Here is a 15,916-nt window from a genome sequence, read left to right on the forward strand (position 1 = left end):
TCGAGAGGCGTATCACTTGGCCGACAACGGCACCAAGAAAGAGGGCCAGGCCCGAGTACTAAAACAAGTGTTCGACAGTGGGAAAATGACTGAGCGCAAGCGCCAGGCGGCAGAGAGCTGGCTGCAGGGACACCTGCCGGCGCTGGATGGACCGCACGCGAGCCGACCGTGGATCAAGTACGTCCTGCGGGAGCTGGTACGGTCTCCGTTCACGGTTGCATGAATGCTGACGGTGAGGTCTCACCTACCGGAACTTGACACGGACGCAAATGATTTTCTTCTTGAAAAGAGAAAGTCACAGATCTATAATTCAAATAGTTTATTTGTTAACCAAACATATTGAGGGGTGTAAAGTGTGAGCAGATCAAAGAGGCTGTCTCTAGTTGCCGTAAGCGCTGCCATTGCGGCTACTGTTGCGGTTGGGTGCGGTTCTGGTGGCACTTCTAATGGCAGTAATAGCAGCAGCGGTAGTAGCAGTAGTCACACATCATTGACACTTTGGAGTGTTGACAGTGGATTGGCTGAAAAGACAGACAATAAATTAATAGCGCGTTACAACAAGGCAAACCCGAATGCACAGATTCAGGCACAGTATATCGCGCCTAATCCGTATCTGCAAAAGTTCCAAATTGCAATGGGAGCTAAGAAAGCTCCAACCATCTTCATGAACTGGGGCGGAGGACGTCTTGAGAGTTATATCAAGGCAGGCGACGTGTTGAATTTGACGCCTTATTTGAACGCCGACCCATCATGGAAGAACAAGTACCTTCCGTCGGTAATGAAGTCGGTTACATTTAACGGGAAGATTTACGGGATTCCATATGGGAACATGCAGCCTGTGAACTTTTTCTATAACAAAAAATTGTTTCAGCAATATAATCTAACGCCCCCAAAGACATGGGATGACCTTCTCTCTGACGTGCGCTTCTTCAAATCGAAGGGTATCATCCCTATCGCTCTGGGTGGAAAGGATAACTGGCCTGACCTCATGTACTTTGAATATCTTGTAGACCGTTTAGGTGGACAACAGCCATACAACGATATAGCCGCAGGCAAGGCGGGTTCCTGGTCCAATCCGGTCATTACAAAGGCCTTAACTATGATGCAGCAACTGGTAAAGGCGGGCGCTTTTGAGCCGGGATTCAGTTCCGTCGGTTCCGGTGATGGATCTGATGCAGCTTTGCTTTACAGCGGAAAGGCCGCTATGTGGCTAATGGGCAGTTGGGGCTATGGCGCAATTAAGACCAGCGATAGTAGCTTCATGTCTCAACTTGGATGGTTCCCATTCCCTGCTGTTCCGGGTGGCAAAGGCAATCCCGCGGATGTTTGCGGAAACCCCAGTGACTACTATTCTATCCCGACGTCCGCGAGTCAACAGCAGGTCAAGGCTGCAATTAACTTCCTTAAGAATTACAATCTCGATTCGGATAACGTAAAAGACCTCCTTGCTATAGGTTATGTTCCTGCAGTGAAAGGGATTGAATCACAGTTGAAGCAGTCGCAAGATGCGTCTTATGAGACCTTCTATTATAACTTGGCGAAAAACGCTCCATATTACCAACAATCCTGGGATACGGCTCTTCCCGCCGCGGAAGGAAACGAGTTGGACACGGACCTTGGAAAGCTACTTGCAGGCCAGATGTCGATTAGTCAATTCGAGACAGACATGAACACGCAGCTCCAGCAGAATTAAGCAAGATTAAACAAGCGACCAGGAAGGCACGCCTTCCTGGTCATGATCTCCAGTGAGGAGTGATTGGATGCCTGGCACACGCATGAATTGGCAACGTTGGGTGATGACGTTGCCTGCCATTGTATTTTTCGGAGTGTTTGCCATCGTTCCGATGTGTGTTGCTGTATATTACAGCGGGCTAAATTGGAGCGGTATCGGACAGGCCCAATGGGTTGGTCTTGCTAATTGGGCAAATGCTTTCAGCAATGGAGAGGCGCTTCATTCTCTGTGGTTGACGATTGAATTGATGATTCTTTGTTGGCTGTTCCAAAACCCGCTAAGTCTTGTGCTTGGTGTATTTATGGCAGGAAAACAACGACACCGAGCTGTGTATGGGGTCATCTATTTCATTCCCTTACTTTTTTCGTCTGTGGCCATTGGTATTACGTGGTCATACATTCTGGATCCCGAGTTTGGATTGCTAGACTCGTTACTGAAAGCCCTCGGTATTGGGAATGGCTCTGAGAATTGGCTTGGTAATCAACACATCGCGATGTTCGTTGTTGCGTTAATTATCGCCTGGCAGTTTGTACCTTTTAATTCGCTGTTGTATCAAGGCGGTGCCAGGCAAATCCCTGAGTCGCTTTATGAGGCGGCAATGTTGGATGGGGCGACTCCGATTCAGGCGTTCTTTTTCATCACACTGCCCCAACTGAAGTACACCATCATCACGGCGACTGTTTTGATTCTCACAGGTACGCTTACGTATTTCGATTTAATCTATGTAGTGACAAACGGCGGCCCGGGCGATGCGACGCAGGTCCTTGCCATGGATATGTATAAACAAGCCTTCACGAAGCTGAACATCGGTGCGGGCAGTGTCATCGCTGTCATCCTTGCCGCTTTCGGATTGCTACTATCTATTCTCATTCTAAGGCTCACCGGTTTCAACAAGATGGAAAGTCAGATGGAGGGTGTCTGACCGACATGTCTACATCAATGGTAACCGTCCAGCAGGAAGTTAAGCATAATAAACGTCGCAACAGGGTATCCGGCTATGGGATTGCATTTACTGCGTTTGGTACTATTTGGCTGATTATAACAGTATATCCGTTGCTTTATATGCTGATGACCAGCCTCCGGACACAAAATGGTTACCTGATGGGGAAACCATGGTTACCGCCCTTGCATCCGACGCTCGATAACTATGTTCAAGTGATCCAAGCCGGTTTCTTTCATTACTTCCTTAATAGCGTCGTAGTATCTGTCTCAGCCGTGGTTCTTATTGTGACCTTTGCTCTGTTTCTAGCCTACGTGGTTGTCCGTTCGAGGAGCAAAATAGTACACACGATTTTTAATATTTTTCTTGTTGGGCTTGCCATGCCTATTCAGGCAGCCATCATCCCGGTTTATCTGTTAATCCTCAAGCTAGGGTTGTATGATACGTTGATTGGGATGATTTTTCCTATGGTTGCGTTCGGGTTGCCGTTGACCCTGCTTATCTTGGTAAATTTCCTACGTGATATACCTACGGAATTATTTGAGGCCATGGGGCTTGACGGTGCCTCCGATTTTCAGACCGTTTGGCACCTGGTAGCTCCTTTATCAATTCCCTCTCTTGTTTCGGTAGGGATTTATCAATTTATACAATCGTGGAATAACTTCCTGTTTCCCTTAGTACTTACGCAGAACAAAGCTGTCCAAGTCCTCCCCTTAGCTATTGTGCAGTTTCAAGGGGAGCATACAATTGACGTCCCTGTAACAATGGCGGCCGTTATTTTTTCGGCTCTGCCCCTTATCCTAGCGTATATATTTGCCGGACGATACTTGCGCCGTGGTATGTTGACCGGATTCGGTAAGTAAGATATCCCCATTTCAATTACCGAGATGGAACGTAATCGCTTTGTCCTCTCGGGGCATAGAAGGTATCGAAAGTCGTCGTTCCGTCAAGGGTCGCTGCGCTCGTTCGGTCTGGCGCCCTTGACGTCACTCCTACCGGTCGGATTTGAGCAGCTTCGGGACAAAGCCAGGGCTTGACGGGGCGGATCATCTGCTCCATCTCCCCACTTCAAGTATTTGACTAATGTTTCCAAGGCTGACAATACCACGCCTTTTAACGGTCGGGCCATCTCGATAGGACTCTAGTTTGACCTACCTTTTCGATAGGAAAGTGAGTCGAATCCATGAAAGAACCGCGCCGTGGCGCGGTATCGGACCCCAACCAGGTGGCTTATATGCTTCTAGTCATCTCGCCAACTCGTCATAAGCAACCGCCACTGCTCGTACGAGGGCCTTATCCTGCAAGCCACTCACGGACCTCACGATCCGCTCGATACCTTGCTCCCGGATGGACTCCTGCAGGCGCTGTGCCTGGGCGTCACCTGGGTAATCAAACCGATATGCGGAGGCGATACCGGTGACCAAGTGCTCGGCGGGCAGGCCGTACGCGCGACACAGTCGAAGCGGCGCAACCAGCCTGTCCTCGGGCCCCAGCTTCCGTACGGGGTCGCGCCCGACGCGGACAACCTCGTCGCCCAGGTACGGATTTCGAAACCGCTCAAACACTCGGTCTGCATACACAGCCAGATCGGCTTCGGTGAATGTCTGTTCATACTTCCGCGCTAGGGCGGCCGCAACCTCGGCCTGTGCGCCACGGGCTGTGTCTGCCGCTCGGCTGTGGTGTGTGGCCTCATCGATAGTGCGGCATCCTGCCAAGTAGCCGATATAGGCCAAGATGGCGTGAGCGCCGTTGAGCAAGAACAGTTTCCGCTCCAGGTACGGACCCAAGTCGTCCACCAGGTGGACTCCGTGAATCTTTACGTCCCCTTTCAGCGCACCGCGTTCGACGTCCCACTCAAAGAAGGACTCGACAAACGCGTCGAGCGGCTCGGCTCCCACTTCCGGCCGGTGATTGGGAGCAATCCGGTCCACCGCCACATTGGCGAACCCAATGTGTTCTTCGGCAAAGCTTTGCGTCGACTCGTCCAACCGCGCCCATACGGACTGTTTCAGCTGATGGGTGGCGTACAGCGCGTTTTCGCACGCAAGCACGTTTTGGTAGCCGCCCCTGCCGGACATGGCGCGCCGACGGATGGCTTCTGCCAGGACATCGGCCACCGCGTCCAGGTTATCGACACCTACGGCCGTAGTCACCACGTCCGCATCGGCGACGTGATCCACGCATTCGGAAGAATGTAAGCGCACCGCCCGCACGCCTGTAACAGATTCGGTTTGCATGGATTCTCCCAGGATGCACACGCGGTAGCGTCCACGCCTGTTGATCTCATCCACGAGCGTGTCCGCCACATCGGCAAACACCAATTCGTAGCCGGATTGGTGCAGCAACTGCCCGATAAATCCGCGGCCGATGTTGCCAGCGCCAAAGTGGACAGCCTTCATCACAGGCCCTCCCGCCGGATGATGTCGAGAATCTCACCGGCATTGGCGGCGCTGACCATGGCCTTGACGTTATCTTCCTCCATACACACCGTGGCGATCTTCCCGAGTACCTCGACGTGCTCTTCGCCGCGCCCAGCAATCCCAATCACCAGCCGAGCCACGTTCCCGCCGCCAAAGTCCACACCCTGCGGGTATTGTGCAATCACAATGCCCGATTCACGGATGAGAGGGACCGATTCCGGCATTCCATGCGGGATCGCGACTCCGTTGCCGATGTATGTGGTCATGCTCTGTTCGCGGGCAATCATCCCGTCGATGTAGCCGGCCTCCACGTAGCCATTGTCCACTAGTTTCTGCCCCACGCGACGAATTGCGTCGTACTTGTCCTCGCTCGGGACGCGCAGCAGCACGTCTTGTTCTGTCAGTTCCCTCATCTCTCTCACTCCTGTGTCTCCATGATGCGCCGCGCCTTTGCCGTCAAATCCTCGGCATCGGCTGCATGCAAATCAATGACCCACTGCGGGTCTTCCACCAGCGCTCGGCTCAACCGGCCGAGCCGCTGCAGCACCGCGGGCGGCTCGTCTTGGTGGGCCAACAGAACCAGCACCGTCCGCACCGGCTCTGGATGCTCTCCCAGGGCGCGCATGAAGACCGCCTCCCGCAGACGGACGACGCCGATATACGGAACACACAGATCCACGGTGCGTGCGTGCAAAAGCGCCATAGCCGCACCGGGCAGCACCACGCTGCCCTGTCGCTCCCGCTGCCACAGCGCCTCCCGCACCAAGGCGGCAGAGGCGCCCGCCAAATCTTGCACCCGCAGGGAAATTTGCTGGACCAGGTCTTCCACGCAGGAGGCTGAGGTCGACCACACATCCAATCCGGGTTCTGCCCACCGGCGAGCCGTCGGCGAAGGATGGCGGGGCGTCGCTCCTTGCATCGGTTGGCCGGCCGCGCGCAGGCTGGGCGGCGGCACGCCCTCCACTCCAGTCCGTTGTGGCCGGGCCGTCAATTCGTTGATTGCGGCGCGGACGCTGTCAATCTCCTCCTGGGTTAGAAACGGGGAGACCACCACAACCGGCACGTCCACCTCCTGGGCGTCGGCAGGCACGGTGCTCAATATCAAGTCGCAGTCCAGGGCCTGCCCGTGTCCCGCCGCCCCCACTCCGACAATTTCCAGCTGCGGAAGTTCGGCTCGCACGCGGCTGGCTAGAAGTTCCGCCGAACTGATGCCGTTGGGGCAGACGATGCGCGCCCGCGGCCGCTGCTGCACACGCAGGCGCTCCAGCGCGGCCCCTACGTGCATGGCCAAAAATCCGACCTCCTCCGCCGGAACGTCGAGCTTTGCTGTGGCAAACACCTCGCGACTGGCGGCGAGGGTGGCCGCATACACTCCTGGATAGCGCCGGCGCACCTCATCAAGCAGGGGATTCCGGATGGACAACCCGGCGGCCATCCGGTGCATCGCCGGCTCCAGGTGCTGAGCCAAGGCCGTCGTGAATTGCCGATCCGCCTGCAACGGGACACCGACCTGTCGGCCGATGGACTCGGCTAAACGATGCGCAAACTCGAGAGCAGTCACGTTGGCGGGCAGCAGCTGGTCCCGCTGGGTCAGTTGCACCTTGGCGCCGCGCAGGTGCGTGACCAAATCGGCGGCTTCGGCCTCCCATGCCAATCCGGCCGCATCCGGCGCAAGCTGCTCCAAGATGCGGCCGACCAGCCTGCGATCGCGGGTTTCCTCCTTCAGGCGGATACCGTCCTGAAGGCGGGAGCTGTCCACGCCGATCCGGACGCTGTTCGCCCCTCCCGCTTCCGTGCGCGAGCCGCGGGCAGCTTTCCCCTTTTCCCTCGGACGCGCATGTGAACGGGCACCCCTTCCAGACTGGTGCAAAGCAGGTTCATCGGCAGGTGCGTCGACGAGGCTCCGGCCCTCGCGCAACCGGGCGAGCGCAATCAGCACATGCAGCAAGAAGGATGCAAAGCCGGCTTCGTCAAGGGGCGGATCGAGCTCGGACAGCTCTGCCGAAACCACCTGATAGACCCGTTTCACCTCTTCGGGGCCAAAGAAGCGGACGAGAAAATCGAGGCGTGCGTCGGGCATCTCCGCCCCCGCCGCATGGGCAGCGCCTGCGGATGTCTGAGAAACTGGGTCGCGCAGGAACAGCATGAGGTCCTCCGGGCGAATCCGGTCGTGCACCAACTCCGCCAGAACCAACCGCCGCTGCCGCTCCTCTCCGGCCACCTCCACCCCGTATCCGCGCCGGCGTACCAAACGCAGGTGGTACTGGGCAAACCACTCCTCCAGGCCGTCCAGAAGGTGGCTGACGCTCGCCGGAGCCAGATCGAGACGGCGACTGAAGTAGGCCAGCTTGACCGGTCCGCCCGCCGCCAGCAGTTCCGCCGCGACCAGCCAGGCCCGGTCCGCCGGCCCCAGCGGCAGCGGCCAACGTGCTCGCGGGGCGCCACGCACGGCCTGATCGATGGCGGCGGCTGGACCCGCCAAGCGCCATATGCCTGCCTCGTCACTGGCGAGTGAAGCGCCAAAACCGTCCAGATACGCTGCCACCGCACGCAGGTCCCGTTGCAGGGTGCGACGGCTGACCCCCAGCTGCTCGGCCAATGCCACCATGTCAGCGCCCTGCGGTCGCGCGGCGGCCCGCAGGAGGAACGCTTGGCGGGCCGAAAGATGCCGGTTCATAGGTATCGCTCCCGTGCATGTTCAACGCACCCGCGAGCCCCGCTCACTCCGAGATGCGCTTGAGGTCCTCGACAAAGGCGTCGTACGTCGCCTTGTCCAAGAAATTGTCGACCACGTAGATTTTGGCGTGCGGGGCCACTTGCCGGGCGCGCCCCACCAAGCTCTGCTGGGTGAAAACGACCGTCGCGTCGGAGGGAATCTGGTTGACCGGGACGTGCGTCACGTCCATGTTGAATCCTCCGGCCTGCAGGCGTTTTTTCAGGATGGACGCTCCCATGGCGCTGGAACCCATGCCCGCCTCACAGGCGAACACCACGCGATTGGGTACCTCGGTGAGGGTATCCGTTGGCTCCTGCCCAATGGCGCGCTCCGCTGATGCGATGGAGCGGTCTGCCGCCTCCGGAACCGACTCGGCCTGGGCTGAGGCGGCCAGACCTTTGCTCTGCAGCTTCATGCCGCGCACCCGCTCTTTCGCTTCGTCCAGGTTGTCTTCCGCTCCTTGCCCCGTGCGCAGGAGCAGGCTGGAAATCACAAACGACACCGCCGCCGCGACGAAAATGCCCAACAGCACAGGGAACAGGCCGCCGCGCGGCGACATCATGATCTCCGCGATGATGCTCCCCGGTGAAGCCGTCGCGACCAAGCCCGCGCCCGTCCACATGAACGTCGCGTCGCCCGCGATACCCCCGCCGATGACCGCCAGCACGAGAATCGGCTTCATCAGCACGTACGGGAAATAAATCTCGTGGATGCCGCCGAAGAACTGAATCAAGATGGCACCCGGAGCAGACAGCCGCGCGTTGCCTCTGCCAAAAAGCCAGTAGGCCAACAGGACGCCCAAACCGGGACCTGGGTCCGTCTCCAGAAGGAAGAAGATGGACTTTCCAGTCTCCTTTGCTTGCTGGAGGCCGAGCGGATCGAGAATACCGTGGTTGATGGCGTTGTTCAAGAACAGAATCTTACCGGGCTCAATGAAAATCGCAATCAACGGCAGCAGGTGAATCGAAGTTATCCACTGCGCCGCAGCGCCGAGCGCCGCCGACAGGGCGGTCATCGCCGGTTCCACAACCAAAAACGCCAGGATGGCGAGGATACCGCCGAGGATGCCGGCCGAAAACGTGTTGACCAGCATTTCGAACCCCGCCGGAATGCGGTCTTTGACCGCCCTGTCGAACGTTTTCATCAAGTAGCCGGCAAGCGGCCCCAGAATCATGGCGCCGATGAACATAGGTACGGATGATCCGACCGCCACGCCGGCTGTAGCGATGGCGCCGACAACGCCGCCGCGCTCTCCGTGCACAAGCTTGCCGCCGGTGTAACCGATGAGCAGCGGGATGAGGAAGTTCACGAACGGATTGACCAGCTGCGCCAGTTTCGGGTTGGGCAACCAGCCAGAAGGAATGAAAAACGCGGTAATCAGTCCCCACGCGATGAATGCGCCGATGTTGGGCATCACCATGCCGGCCAAGAAGCCACCAAATCGCTGCAGGGCGGTGCGTGCCCCGCCGCTGGGGCCTGGCATGGCCGAGGCTGGAATCGCCATATATGAATCCCCCTTCATGTATGAGTGCTGAGATACCATCTGGTGACACGTCTACTCTACGAGGGGTGCAAGGCGGGGTCAACGCAAACAAATTCAGAGCTGGCGCGCCGGTTGGCGACAAAACTGAAGAGAGTCATGGCAAGAGCACCACCTTCATTGCCCATCCTTTTGCCGTCAAACAGGTTGTACCCCTGCTTCGCCCCAGAGAGGGGCAGACGGTGGGTGAGGGCTGTCCGTACCTAACGTGCTCCCGGACAGCAGGAATCATGTGGGTTCAGGAAAGGAAAGTGGAGAAGCGGAGATTATTAGGGCCTAGGCCCGTCCATCTGGTTAAAAATGGAACGCTGCGAGGTGGCTGGATTTGCATAACTTTGTCGGCCAAGCACAGATTAGGTGAGAGGTCTCATGATCTCGCACGAAAATAAGGGGAGGACTGGAAATGCACCAGGCTCTGCAAGAACTGCAGCAAATCCGCTCGATTTGCCAGCAGCTGGCGGCCGACGAACAGCACAACGCGCAGATACTCCAACAGTCGCCGACGGGCGCGACGATGGCGGCGAAAGAATCTCAAGCCGCACAGCAGCTCCAGCAATGTGTCCAACTGTGCGACCGGATTGCACAATCGATTCAGCAGTCCAGTCTGCAAACCAACCAGTTTGCGGGGTATGCACCGTTTGCCCAACAAAATCCGTCCCATCAACTCCAGCCGCAGACCTATTCGTCCGCCGCTGTGCAACAGGTGCTGCAGGCGGACCGGGGGACTGCGACCGACCGGCGCGAGGCCCCAAGCTACACCCATTACAGCTCCCAAGCTGCAGGCGCCCAATACGGACAAAACTTCGCGTCGAACACGGGTGTCCAGCAGGCGCTGCAGGCGGACCACCAGGCGACCGACTGGCGCGGACCGAGCCACACCAACTACAATGCCCGGCCGACCGCCCAGTTTGGCCACAGCTACGCTTCCAACACGGGCGTGCAGCAGGTGTTACAGGCTGATCACCAGGCCACCGACCGACGCGAGGCCCCAAGCTACGCCAACTATAACGCTCCGACTAATGCGCCGTATGGGCAGAATTACGGCAACCCCGGCGTCCAGCAGGTGCTGCAAGCGGATCACCAAGCCACCGACCGCCGAGGCCCCAGCCAGGCGAATTACAACAGCCGCGCGTATCAGTAACTTTTCGTCTCAGCCGCATCGGCCGCCCGTGCCGGGCGGCCTTTTGTCATTCGATATAGATCATCTTGCGCGTCATGCCACCGTCCAGCACCAGGTTGACACCTGTTAAGAAGTCGTTCGCGGGGTCGGTCAGATAAAAGCAAGCCCGGGCCACATCGCTTGGCCTACCTACCCGGCCCGCCGGGTGCTGAGCATGATCCGCCTGAGTCAGCGCGCCGTAATCACCTGTCTCAATCCACCCTGGACTGATACAGTTGACACGAATGCGCTTCGAGCCGAGGGAAACAGCCAGCGCGTGGGTGAGTGCCACAATCCCGCCCTTGGACGCGGCGTAGGCTTCACTGTTGGGCTCGGACATCAACGCCCGCGTCGACGCGATGTTGACGATGGCGCCCCCCGTCTCCGGCATCCGTTTTGCCACCTCGCGCGCGCACAAAAACGCTCCCCGCAGGTTGGTCTCAAGCACCGCGTCCCACTCCTCCACAGTCAGTTCCAGCGGCGATTTCCAGATGCCAATGCCCGCGTTGTTGATGAGAATGTCGATCCGCCCGAACCGGGCGGCGGCGGTTTCCGCCAGCCGTGTGACGGCCTCGGCCTGACGCACGTCACAGACCACGGTCGTAACAGAGTCCGGAGATAGTTGGGCAGTCGCCTCGTCCAGCAGCTGCGCGTCTCGGTCGGCGAAGACGACGCGCGCCCCCGCCTCCACGTATGCCGTTGCCACCGCCCGACCGATGCCCCTCCCGGCCCCGGTCACCAATACCACTTTTTCCGTGAATAGTCCTGCCATAAACGCGTGCCTCCTTGTTGCAAGTATCTTGGCGATTTCATGCGGCCGTTCCGCAGGCTGCCTCTGCGCACCTTCACATACCAACGTTGGCTTTATTCACCCTCTTCATCGCCTGGCGGCCGGTCGCAAACCAGGCCATCCCGGCAACCATCAGCAACAACCCGCCGGTACACCAAAACAGGCTGTGAATGGAGTAGGCGCCGCCAATCCATCCGCCAACCAAGGGTCCGACCGTGTTACCAATTTGGTTGGCGGTCTGGTTCAGCCCGAACGCGCGCCCGCGAAAATCAGGCGTGGTGAAGCGCACCACGAGCCCGTTGATAGCCGGAAACACCGCACAGAAAAACGCCCCGTAGATAAACCGAACAAGGGCAAACGTCCACACCTGGTGGAACGGAATCTGGGCGAGGGTCCAGAAGCCCCCACCAATCAGGCCAATCAGCAACACGCGCCGAAAGGTGGTCCTGTCCGCCAATTTGCCCCACAGTGGGGCAAACACCACGCTAGCGATACCCGCGAGGGAAAACACCACCCCGGATAGCAGCGAGGCGTTGCGCACAGAACCGGATAACTGGGCGACGTACAGCGTCAGTACGGGCTCGACGGTCATGATGGAAAAGGCGGTGAAGGCGTTGAGCCCGAAAGCGGACAAAAGTGGTTTGTTGTGCCACGCGTCCCGAAACGACGCGATCACAGACGTGCGCTGTTGAGTCGGCTTAAACCTGTCCTCCGTCACCCAGAAGATGACCAGGAGTGTCGAGCAAAACACCAGGACGCCCGCACTGGCGAAAGCGATCCGATTGCTGAACAGGTGGGAGAGGCCCCCGCCTAAAAGCGGCCCCACGATGCCGCCGGTGGCCGTCGCGGCGGAAATCATCGAGAGAGCGTACCCCACCTTATTCTCCGGCGTGTTGGTGCCGACCAGCGCAATCGCGCCTGGGATGTATCCGGACAACAGCCCCTGCAGGATGCGCAGGGCCAACACCTCGTAGGGGTTTGTGGTGAAAGCGGTGAGCACGTAGATAACGAACAAGGCAAACCCCGCCCGGACAATCATGGGTTTGCGGCCGTACTTGTCCGCCATGGAGCCCCAGAACGGAGAAGCGATGGCACCGGCCACGAAGGCGGCGCTGTACAACAGGCCTGACCACATTTCGGTGTGCGTGTGCACGCCTATCTGAATGAGGAACAGGGGGAGGAACGGGATGACCATAGAGAAGCTCGCCGAGGTGACCAAACACCCAATCCACAACACCGCCAGGTTCCGCCGCCACGTCTCCATGCCGTATCGCCTCTTTACCCTGTGTGTTCTCTCCCCATTCTACATTACTACAGGGTTTTTCAGGTCGAAGAATCTCACATGTTGCGCACGGCTTGCGCGCGGCCGAGTTTCCGTGAAATGAAAGATGGAGCCCCCTCTGCACACCGCTGCAGAGTACCACGACGGGAACATCTCCACAGCGATGGCCCCCGTAGCAGCTGCCATCAAGCCTTCTGTCGTCAGCGCGACCAAATGTCCAAGTGAATAAACTCCTGCGCCTCCAGCATCAGAAAGAAAATGACCGCAATCAAGATGACAATCGCCGCCACACGTTTCGCATTCATGAGTCCGGTCTCCTCGTACTGTGATGAAACATAGGGTACCCAATTGGCCACAGGCGCATGAGCCCGATCCCCAACGTCACATTTCATGTCACACCTGCACCTTTGACCTACAGATCACTTTATATTTGTAATGTTTTATTACAAATTAAGTTGATCCAGAGCAGCATTGGCGGTACGATTCAGCTACGGGCGTAAGCATCGCTCCCGTGCTTTACTCCCTCGAATCGTCCATGCGTCACTTCCCATGACTCCCACTCCGCGAGAGTGGGACTTTTTTTGCCTTTCCAGGTCTGTCCCCCGCTTAAATCATTTTGTATACTTTCCCTGGCAAAAAACAATGAATTACTGAGGTCAAACCTCCATGATTTCGTTATAATGTGTACGAGTCAGTTGTTTTGTCCCCAAGAAAGGAAGGTTGATGTCATGTCGAAGTCGCTTGGGACGCCGGAGCGTCCAAAAATCGCCCGCAACATTACAGAGCTGATTGGACACACCCCGCTCATCCGGCTCAACCAGATCAGCGATGCCACTGGCGCCGAGGTGCTGGCCAAGCTGGAGTACTTCAACCCGCTCGGGAGTGTCAAGGACCGTATCGGCTATGCCATGATCACCGCGGCCGAACAGCAGGGCTTGATCAACAAGGACAGCGTTATCATTGAACCCACAAGCGGCAACACAGGTATTGCCCTGGCGTTCGTATGCGCGGCCAAGGGTTACCGGTGCATCTTGTGCATGCCGGAGACCATGAGTATAGAGCGCCGCAAACTGCTGAAGGCGCTTGGCGCCGAACTCGTCTTGACCGAAGGGGCCAAAGGCATGAGCGGCGCCATCCAAAAGGCAGAAGAGTTGGTGAAGAGCACGCCCAACGCCTTCATGCCGCAACAATTTAAAAACCCTGCCAATCCGGAGATCCACCGTCAGACGACAGCGGAGGAAATCTGGGCGGATACCGACGGCAAAGTGGACATCCTGGTCAGCGGCATCGGGACCGGCGGCACCATCACGGGAGTTGCCGAGGTCATCAAACAGCGCAAGCCGTCCTTCCAAGCTGTGGCCGTGGAGCCCACGGATTCTCCCGTTCTCTCCGGTGGCAAGCCTGGTCCGCACAAAATCCAAGGCATCGGAGCCGGCTTCGTCCCTGATGTTTTGAACACGAAAATCTATGACGACGTGGTGCAGGTTTCCAATGACGAGGCGTTCCAGGCAGCCCGCAAGTTGGCCCGGGAAGAAGGCATTCTCGTCGGCATCTCGTCTGGCGCCGCGCTGCACGCGGCTTCTGTGGTAGCGAGCCGGCCTGAGAACCGGGGGAAAACGATTGTCGCCATTCTGCCGGACACGGGTGAACGGTATCTGTCCACTGCGCTGTTCCAAGACGAGCAATAATCAGGTCGACCGTCAGCGTAGAAGGGATTGTACATCTGTACAGCCAGCGTCAGGGGGCTGTCCCAAAGGTGCCAAACGCCCCGGGACAGCCCCCTTATTTGTGGAAATCTGTGTGGATTCATGACAAGGCTTCCGTGCAGCGATAGCCGCCAGCTGTCTCAGTTCCTAGACAGTTCCCCTATAAGTTCCAGCAAAGTCCATGCCTTCGGAACAGAATCAAAATCTTTCAAGAGAGACCAAACCTCATTCTGCTTTGTGTTCCCCCACGCTCCAGTTAAGCGACGAAATTTATCCTCCACCTGCACCCAAGTTAGCGGATTATCGATACTCCCGGACGCGTGGTCAATGCGAACAACACGTTCGCTCCCGTCTTTCAGTTGAACTTTCAACTCCGCCGCGTCCCTGGCAACATGAGAGGAACTCCGCAACGTTATCTTGTCCATCAAATTCCGAATCTCACTTCGCCCAATACACGCCTTGGAAAACTGCGAAGGCACAACAAACCCGTCAATAATCGCCAGGGATAACAGATAGGTCGCACTAAACTTCCCATCCAAGCCCTCCGACGGGTGCTTAATGGCGGTCAACTCGTTGACAAGTGGATGCACGAGTCCAACGATTTCTTCAATGCTATCCGCCGAAATGCCAAGGTTATGAATCTCAATTCCCCCGTCAATAATGGGATGAGTGACGACACCGCACGGATATGGCTTGAAGCTGTTATCCATAAAGTGCCATCTCTCATTGAGATCATTAAAGACCGAATAGTCTATTCGATCTGTAGTGATGGCCAATCCCCGGTCACTCTCAAGAAAATTCGCAGGACCATCGGCACCCATTTTGGCCATTTCAGCCGCCAACACTGAATTGCTCGCTGCCAATCCAACCTGATATGGCTTGCCCATAGTGCCAAACGCAGCGCGAAATCCACTTGTCCCCAAACCCGCCAACGCGGCTGCGTTCACGGTCTGTTTGAGAGAAAAACTCATCAGCTTCGCTATTGCGAATGCCCCGCCGAATCCACCGAGGCTTGCAGTGATATGCCAACCGGCATCGTAATGTTTGGGATTCACAGCAATTCCTATGCGAATGAACAATTCGCATGCAACCGAAAAAGCGCTAAGAACATCCAGCCCGCTTGCTGTAGAGTCTTCGCGAATGACCGACAACAGCGCAGCAAAAACCGGCGCACTGGGATGAATGACGGTTGCAAGATGCGTGTCGTCAAAGTCTAAAACATGAGCGTTCGCACCATTGATGAAAGCAGCATTCATCGGACTGACACGGTCACGAACGCCAATCGCAATCGCGGTTCCCGGCCCAAAAGACCATCCCGGAGCCGTATCGCCACAGAAGATTCGCCCCTCATCCGTCTCCTGGCCAGCCCACGTCACTGCAATCCAATTGGCCAGTGACTTTTTGGCGTGTTCTATGACTTCGCACGGAATGTCTTCGCTCTTCACACTTAATGCCCACCGTGACAGTTGCTCAAGCGCATGTACACTTCTCTCCACCGTTTTTCAGCAACCCTTTCTGTTCTGATGTTGGTTCATTTCGTGTCAGTTGGGAGGACGTAAAGAACAATGAACGTGCAGGCATGGGAGACGCAATCTGTCGGACAATAGATTTAAGAACAGTATCAGATACGC

The 15,916-nt window shown here is 57.2% G+C and carries 12 protein-coding genes and 1 pseudogene; 6 read left to right on the plus strand and 7 right to left on the minus strand.

The genetic code is table 11. The annotated features are described in order from the left end of the window. The 4 genes and pseudogenes from AK2_RS17205 to AK2_RS13580 all read left to right on the plus strand — a co-directional run. Positions 1-223 (plus strand): annotated as a pseudogene (locus AK2_RS17205) (ISLre2 family transposase); the annotation flags it as partial. A gap of 132 nt (positions 224-355) precedes the next feature. Beyond that, complete coding sequence (locus AK2_RS13570; protein ID WP_067935488.1) at positions 356-1,693, plus strand: extracellular solute-binding protein; 1,338 nt, start codon at positions 356-358, stop codon at positions 1,691-1,693. A gap of 67 nt (positions 1,694-1,760) precedes the next feature. Then, positions 1,761-2,654, plus strand: coding sequence for a carbohydrate ABC transporter permease (locus AK2_RS13575; RefSeq protein WP_067935491.1), 894 nt, complete (start codon positions 1,761-1,763; stop codon positions 2,652-2,654). Positions 2,655-2,659: 5 nt separating this feature from the next. Further along, positions 2,660-3,535 carry a carbohydrate ABC transporter permease gene (locus AK2_RS13580; protein ID WP_217994707.1) on the plus strand — a complete coding sequence of 292 codons (876 nt, stop codon included), beginning with the start codon at positions 2,660-2,662 and terminating at the stop codon, positions 3,533-3,535. Positions 3,536-3,916: 381 nt separating this feature from the next. Here the strand turns inward: AK2_RS13580 and AK2_RS13585 are convergent, their stop codons facing one another. Genes AK2_RS13585 through AK2_RS13600 form a run of 4 tightly spaced genes read right to left on the minus strand, consistent with a single transcriptional unit; the run spans position 3,917 to position 9,312 of the window. Further along, positions 3,917-5,071: a mannitol-1-phosphate 5-dehydrogenase gene (locus AK2_RS13585; RefSeq protein ID WP_067935496.1), complete on the minus strand. Its 1,155-nt coding sequence runs from the start codon at positions 5,069-5,071 to the stop codon at positions 3,917-3,919. Next, positions 5,071-5,505 (minus strand): PTS mannitol transporter subunit IIA, encoded by a 435-nt coding sequence (locus AK2_RS13590; RefSeq protein WP_067935500.1) that lies wholly within the window; start codon positions 5,503-5,505, stop codon positions 5,071-5,073. Before AK2_RS13590 ends, AK2_RS13585 begins: the two co-directional genes overlap by 1 nt. A gap of 5 nt (positions 5,506-5,510) precedes the next feature. Further along, positions 5,511-7,769, minus strand: coding sequence for a BglG family transcription antiterminator (locus AK2_RS13595; RefSeq protein WP_067935504.1), 2,259 nt, complete (start codon positions 7,767-7,769; stop codon positions 5,511-5,513). 43 nt (positions 7,770-7,812) lie between these two features. Beyond that, entirely contained in the window at positions 7,813-9,312 is a 1,500-nt protein-coding gene (locus tag AK2_RS13600) for a PTS mannitol transporter subunit IIBC (RefSeq protein WP_067935507.1), read from the minus strand. 439 nt (positions 9,313-9,751) lie between these two features. Between AK2_RS13600 and AK2_RS13605 the strand changes: the two genes are divergently transcribed. After that, positions 9,752-10,489, plus strand: a complete 738-nt coding sequence (locus AK2_RS13605) for a hypothetical protein (protein WP_067935511.1) — start codon at positions 9,752-9,754, stop codon at positions 10,487-10,489. A 46-nt stretch (positions 10,490-10,535) separates the two neighbouring features. On the opposite strand, the gene AK2_RS13610 is transcribed toward AK2_RS13605, so the two are convergent. Together AK2_RS13610 and AK2_RS13615 are read right to left on the minus strand one after the other, a co-directional pair. Continuing rightward, a complete protein-coding gene (locus AK2_RS13610) occupies positions 10,536-11,279 on the minus strand; it encodes an SDR family NAD(P)-dependent oxidoreductase (RefSeq protein ID WP_067935514.1) in 744 nt (247 codons plus the stop codon). A gap of 73 nt (positions 11,280-11,352) precedes the next feature. Continuing rightward, positions 11,353-12,561, minus strand: coding sequence for an MFS transporter (locus tag AK2_RS13615; protein WP_067935517.1), 1,209 nt, complete (start codon positions 12,559-12,561; stop codon positions 11,353-11,355). 746 nt (positions 12,562-13,307) lie between these two features. On the opposite strand from AK2_RS13615, the gene cysK reads away from it, so the two are divergent. Continuing rightward, a complete protein-coding gene (gene cysK / locus AK2_RS13620; RefSeq protein ID WP_067935521.1) occupies positions 13,308-14,267 on the plus strand; it encodes a cysteine synthase A in 960 nt (319 codons plus the stop codon). Between the two features lie 158 nt (positions 14,268-14,425). Here the strand turns inward: cysK and AK2_RS13625 are convergent, their stop codons facing one another. Next, entirely contained in the window at positions 14,426-15,781 is a 1,356-nt protein-coding gene (locus tag AK2_RS13625; protein ID WP_083521211.1) for an MmgE/PrpD family protein, read from the minus strand. Between the last annotated feature and the right edge of the window lie 135 nt (positions 15,782-15,916).

Origin of the sequence: Alicyclobacillus kakegawensis NBRC 103104, from assembly GCF_001552655.1 — a bacterium.
Taxonomy (GTDB): Bacteria; Bacillota; Bacilli; order Alicyclobacillales; family Alicyclobacillaceae; genus Alicyclobacillus_G; species Alicyclobacillus_G kakegawensis.

Excerpts from the sequence above, each read along its gene's own strand:
- AK2_RS13580 (WP_217994707.1), top strand. The coding sequence starts at position 2,660 with ATGTCTACATCAATGGTAACCGTCCAGCAGGAAGTTAAGCATAATAAA.
- AK2_RS13615 (WP_067935517.1), bottom strand. The coding sequence starts at position 12,561 with ATGGAGACGTGGCGGCGGAACCTGGCGGTGTTGTGGATTGGGTGTTTG.
- AK2_RS13590 (WP_067935500.1), bottom strand. The coding sequence starts at position 5,505 with ATGAGGGAACTGACAGAACAAGACGTGCTGCTGCGCGTCCCGAGCGAG.
- cysK (WP_067935521.1), top strand. The coding sequence starts at position 13,308 with ATGTCGAAGTCGCTTGGGACGCCGGAGCGTCCAAAAATCGCCCGCAAC.
- AK2_RS13585 (WP_067935496.1), bottom strand. The coding sequence starts at position 5,071 with ATGAAGGCTGTCCACTTTGGCGCTGGCAACATCGGCCGCGGATTTATC.
- AK2_RS13610 (WP_067935514.1), bottom strand. The coding sequence starts at position 11,279 with ATGGCAGGACTATTCACGGAAAAAGTGGTATTGGTGACCGGGGCCGGG.
- AK2_RS13605 (WP_067935511.1), top strand. The coding sequence starts at position 9,752 with ATGCACCAGGCTCTGCAAGAACTGCAGCAAATCCGCTCGATTTGCCAG.
- AK2_RS13575 (WP_067935491.1), top strand. The coding sequence starts at position 1,761 with ATGCCTGGCACACGCATGAATTGGCAACGTTGGGTGATGACGTTGCCT.
- AK2_RS13600 (WP_067935507.1), bottom strand. The coding sequence starts at position 9,312 with ATGGCGATTCCAGCCTCGGCCATGCCAGGCCCCAGCGGCGGGGCACGC.
- AK2_RS13595 (WP_067935504.1), bottom strand. The coding sequence starts at position 7,769 with ATGAACCGGCATCTTTCGGCCCGCCAAGCGTTCCTCCTGCGGGCCGCC.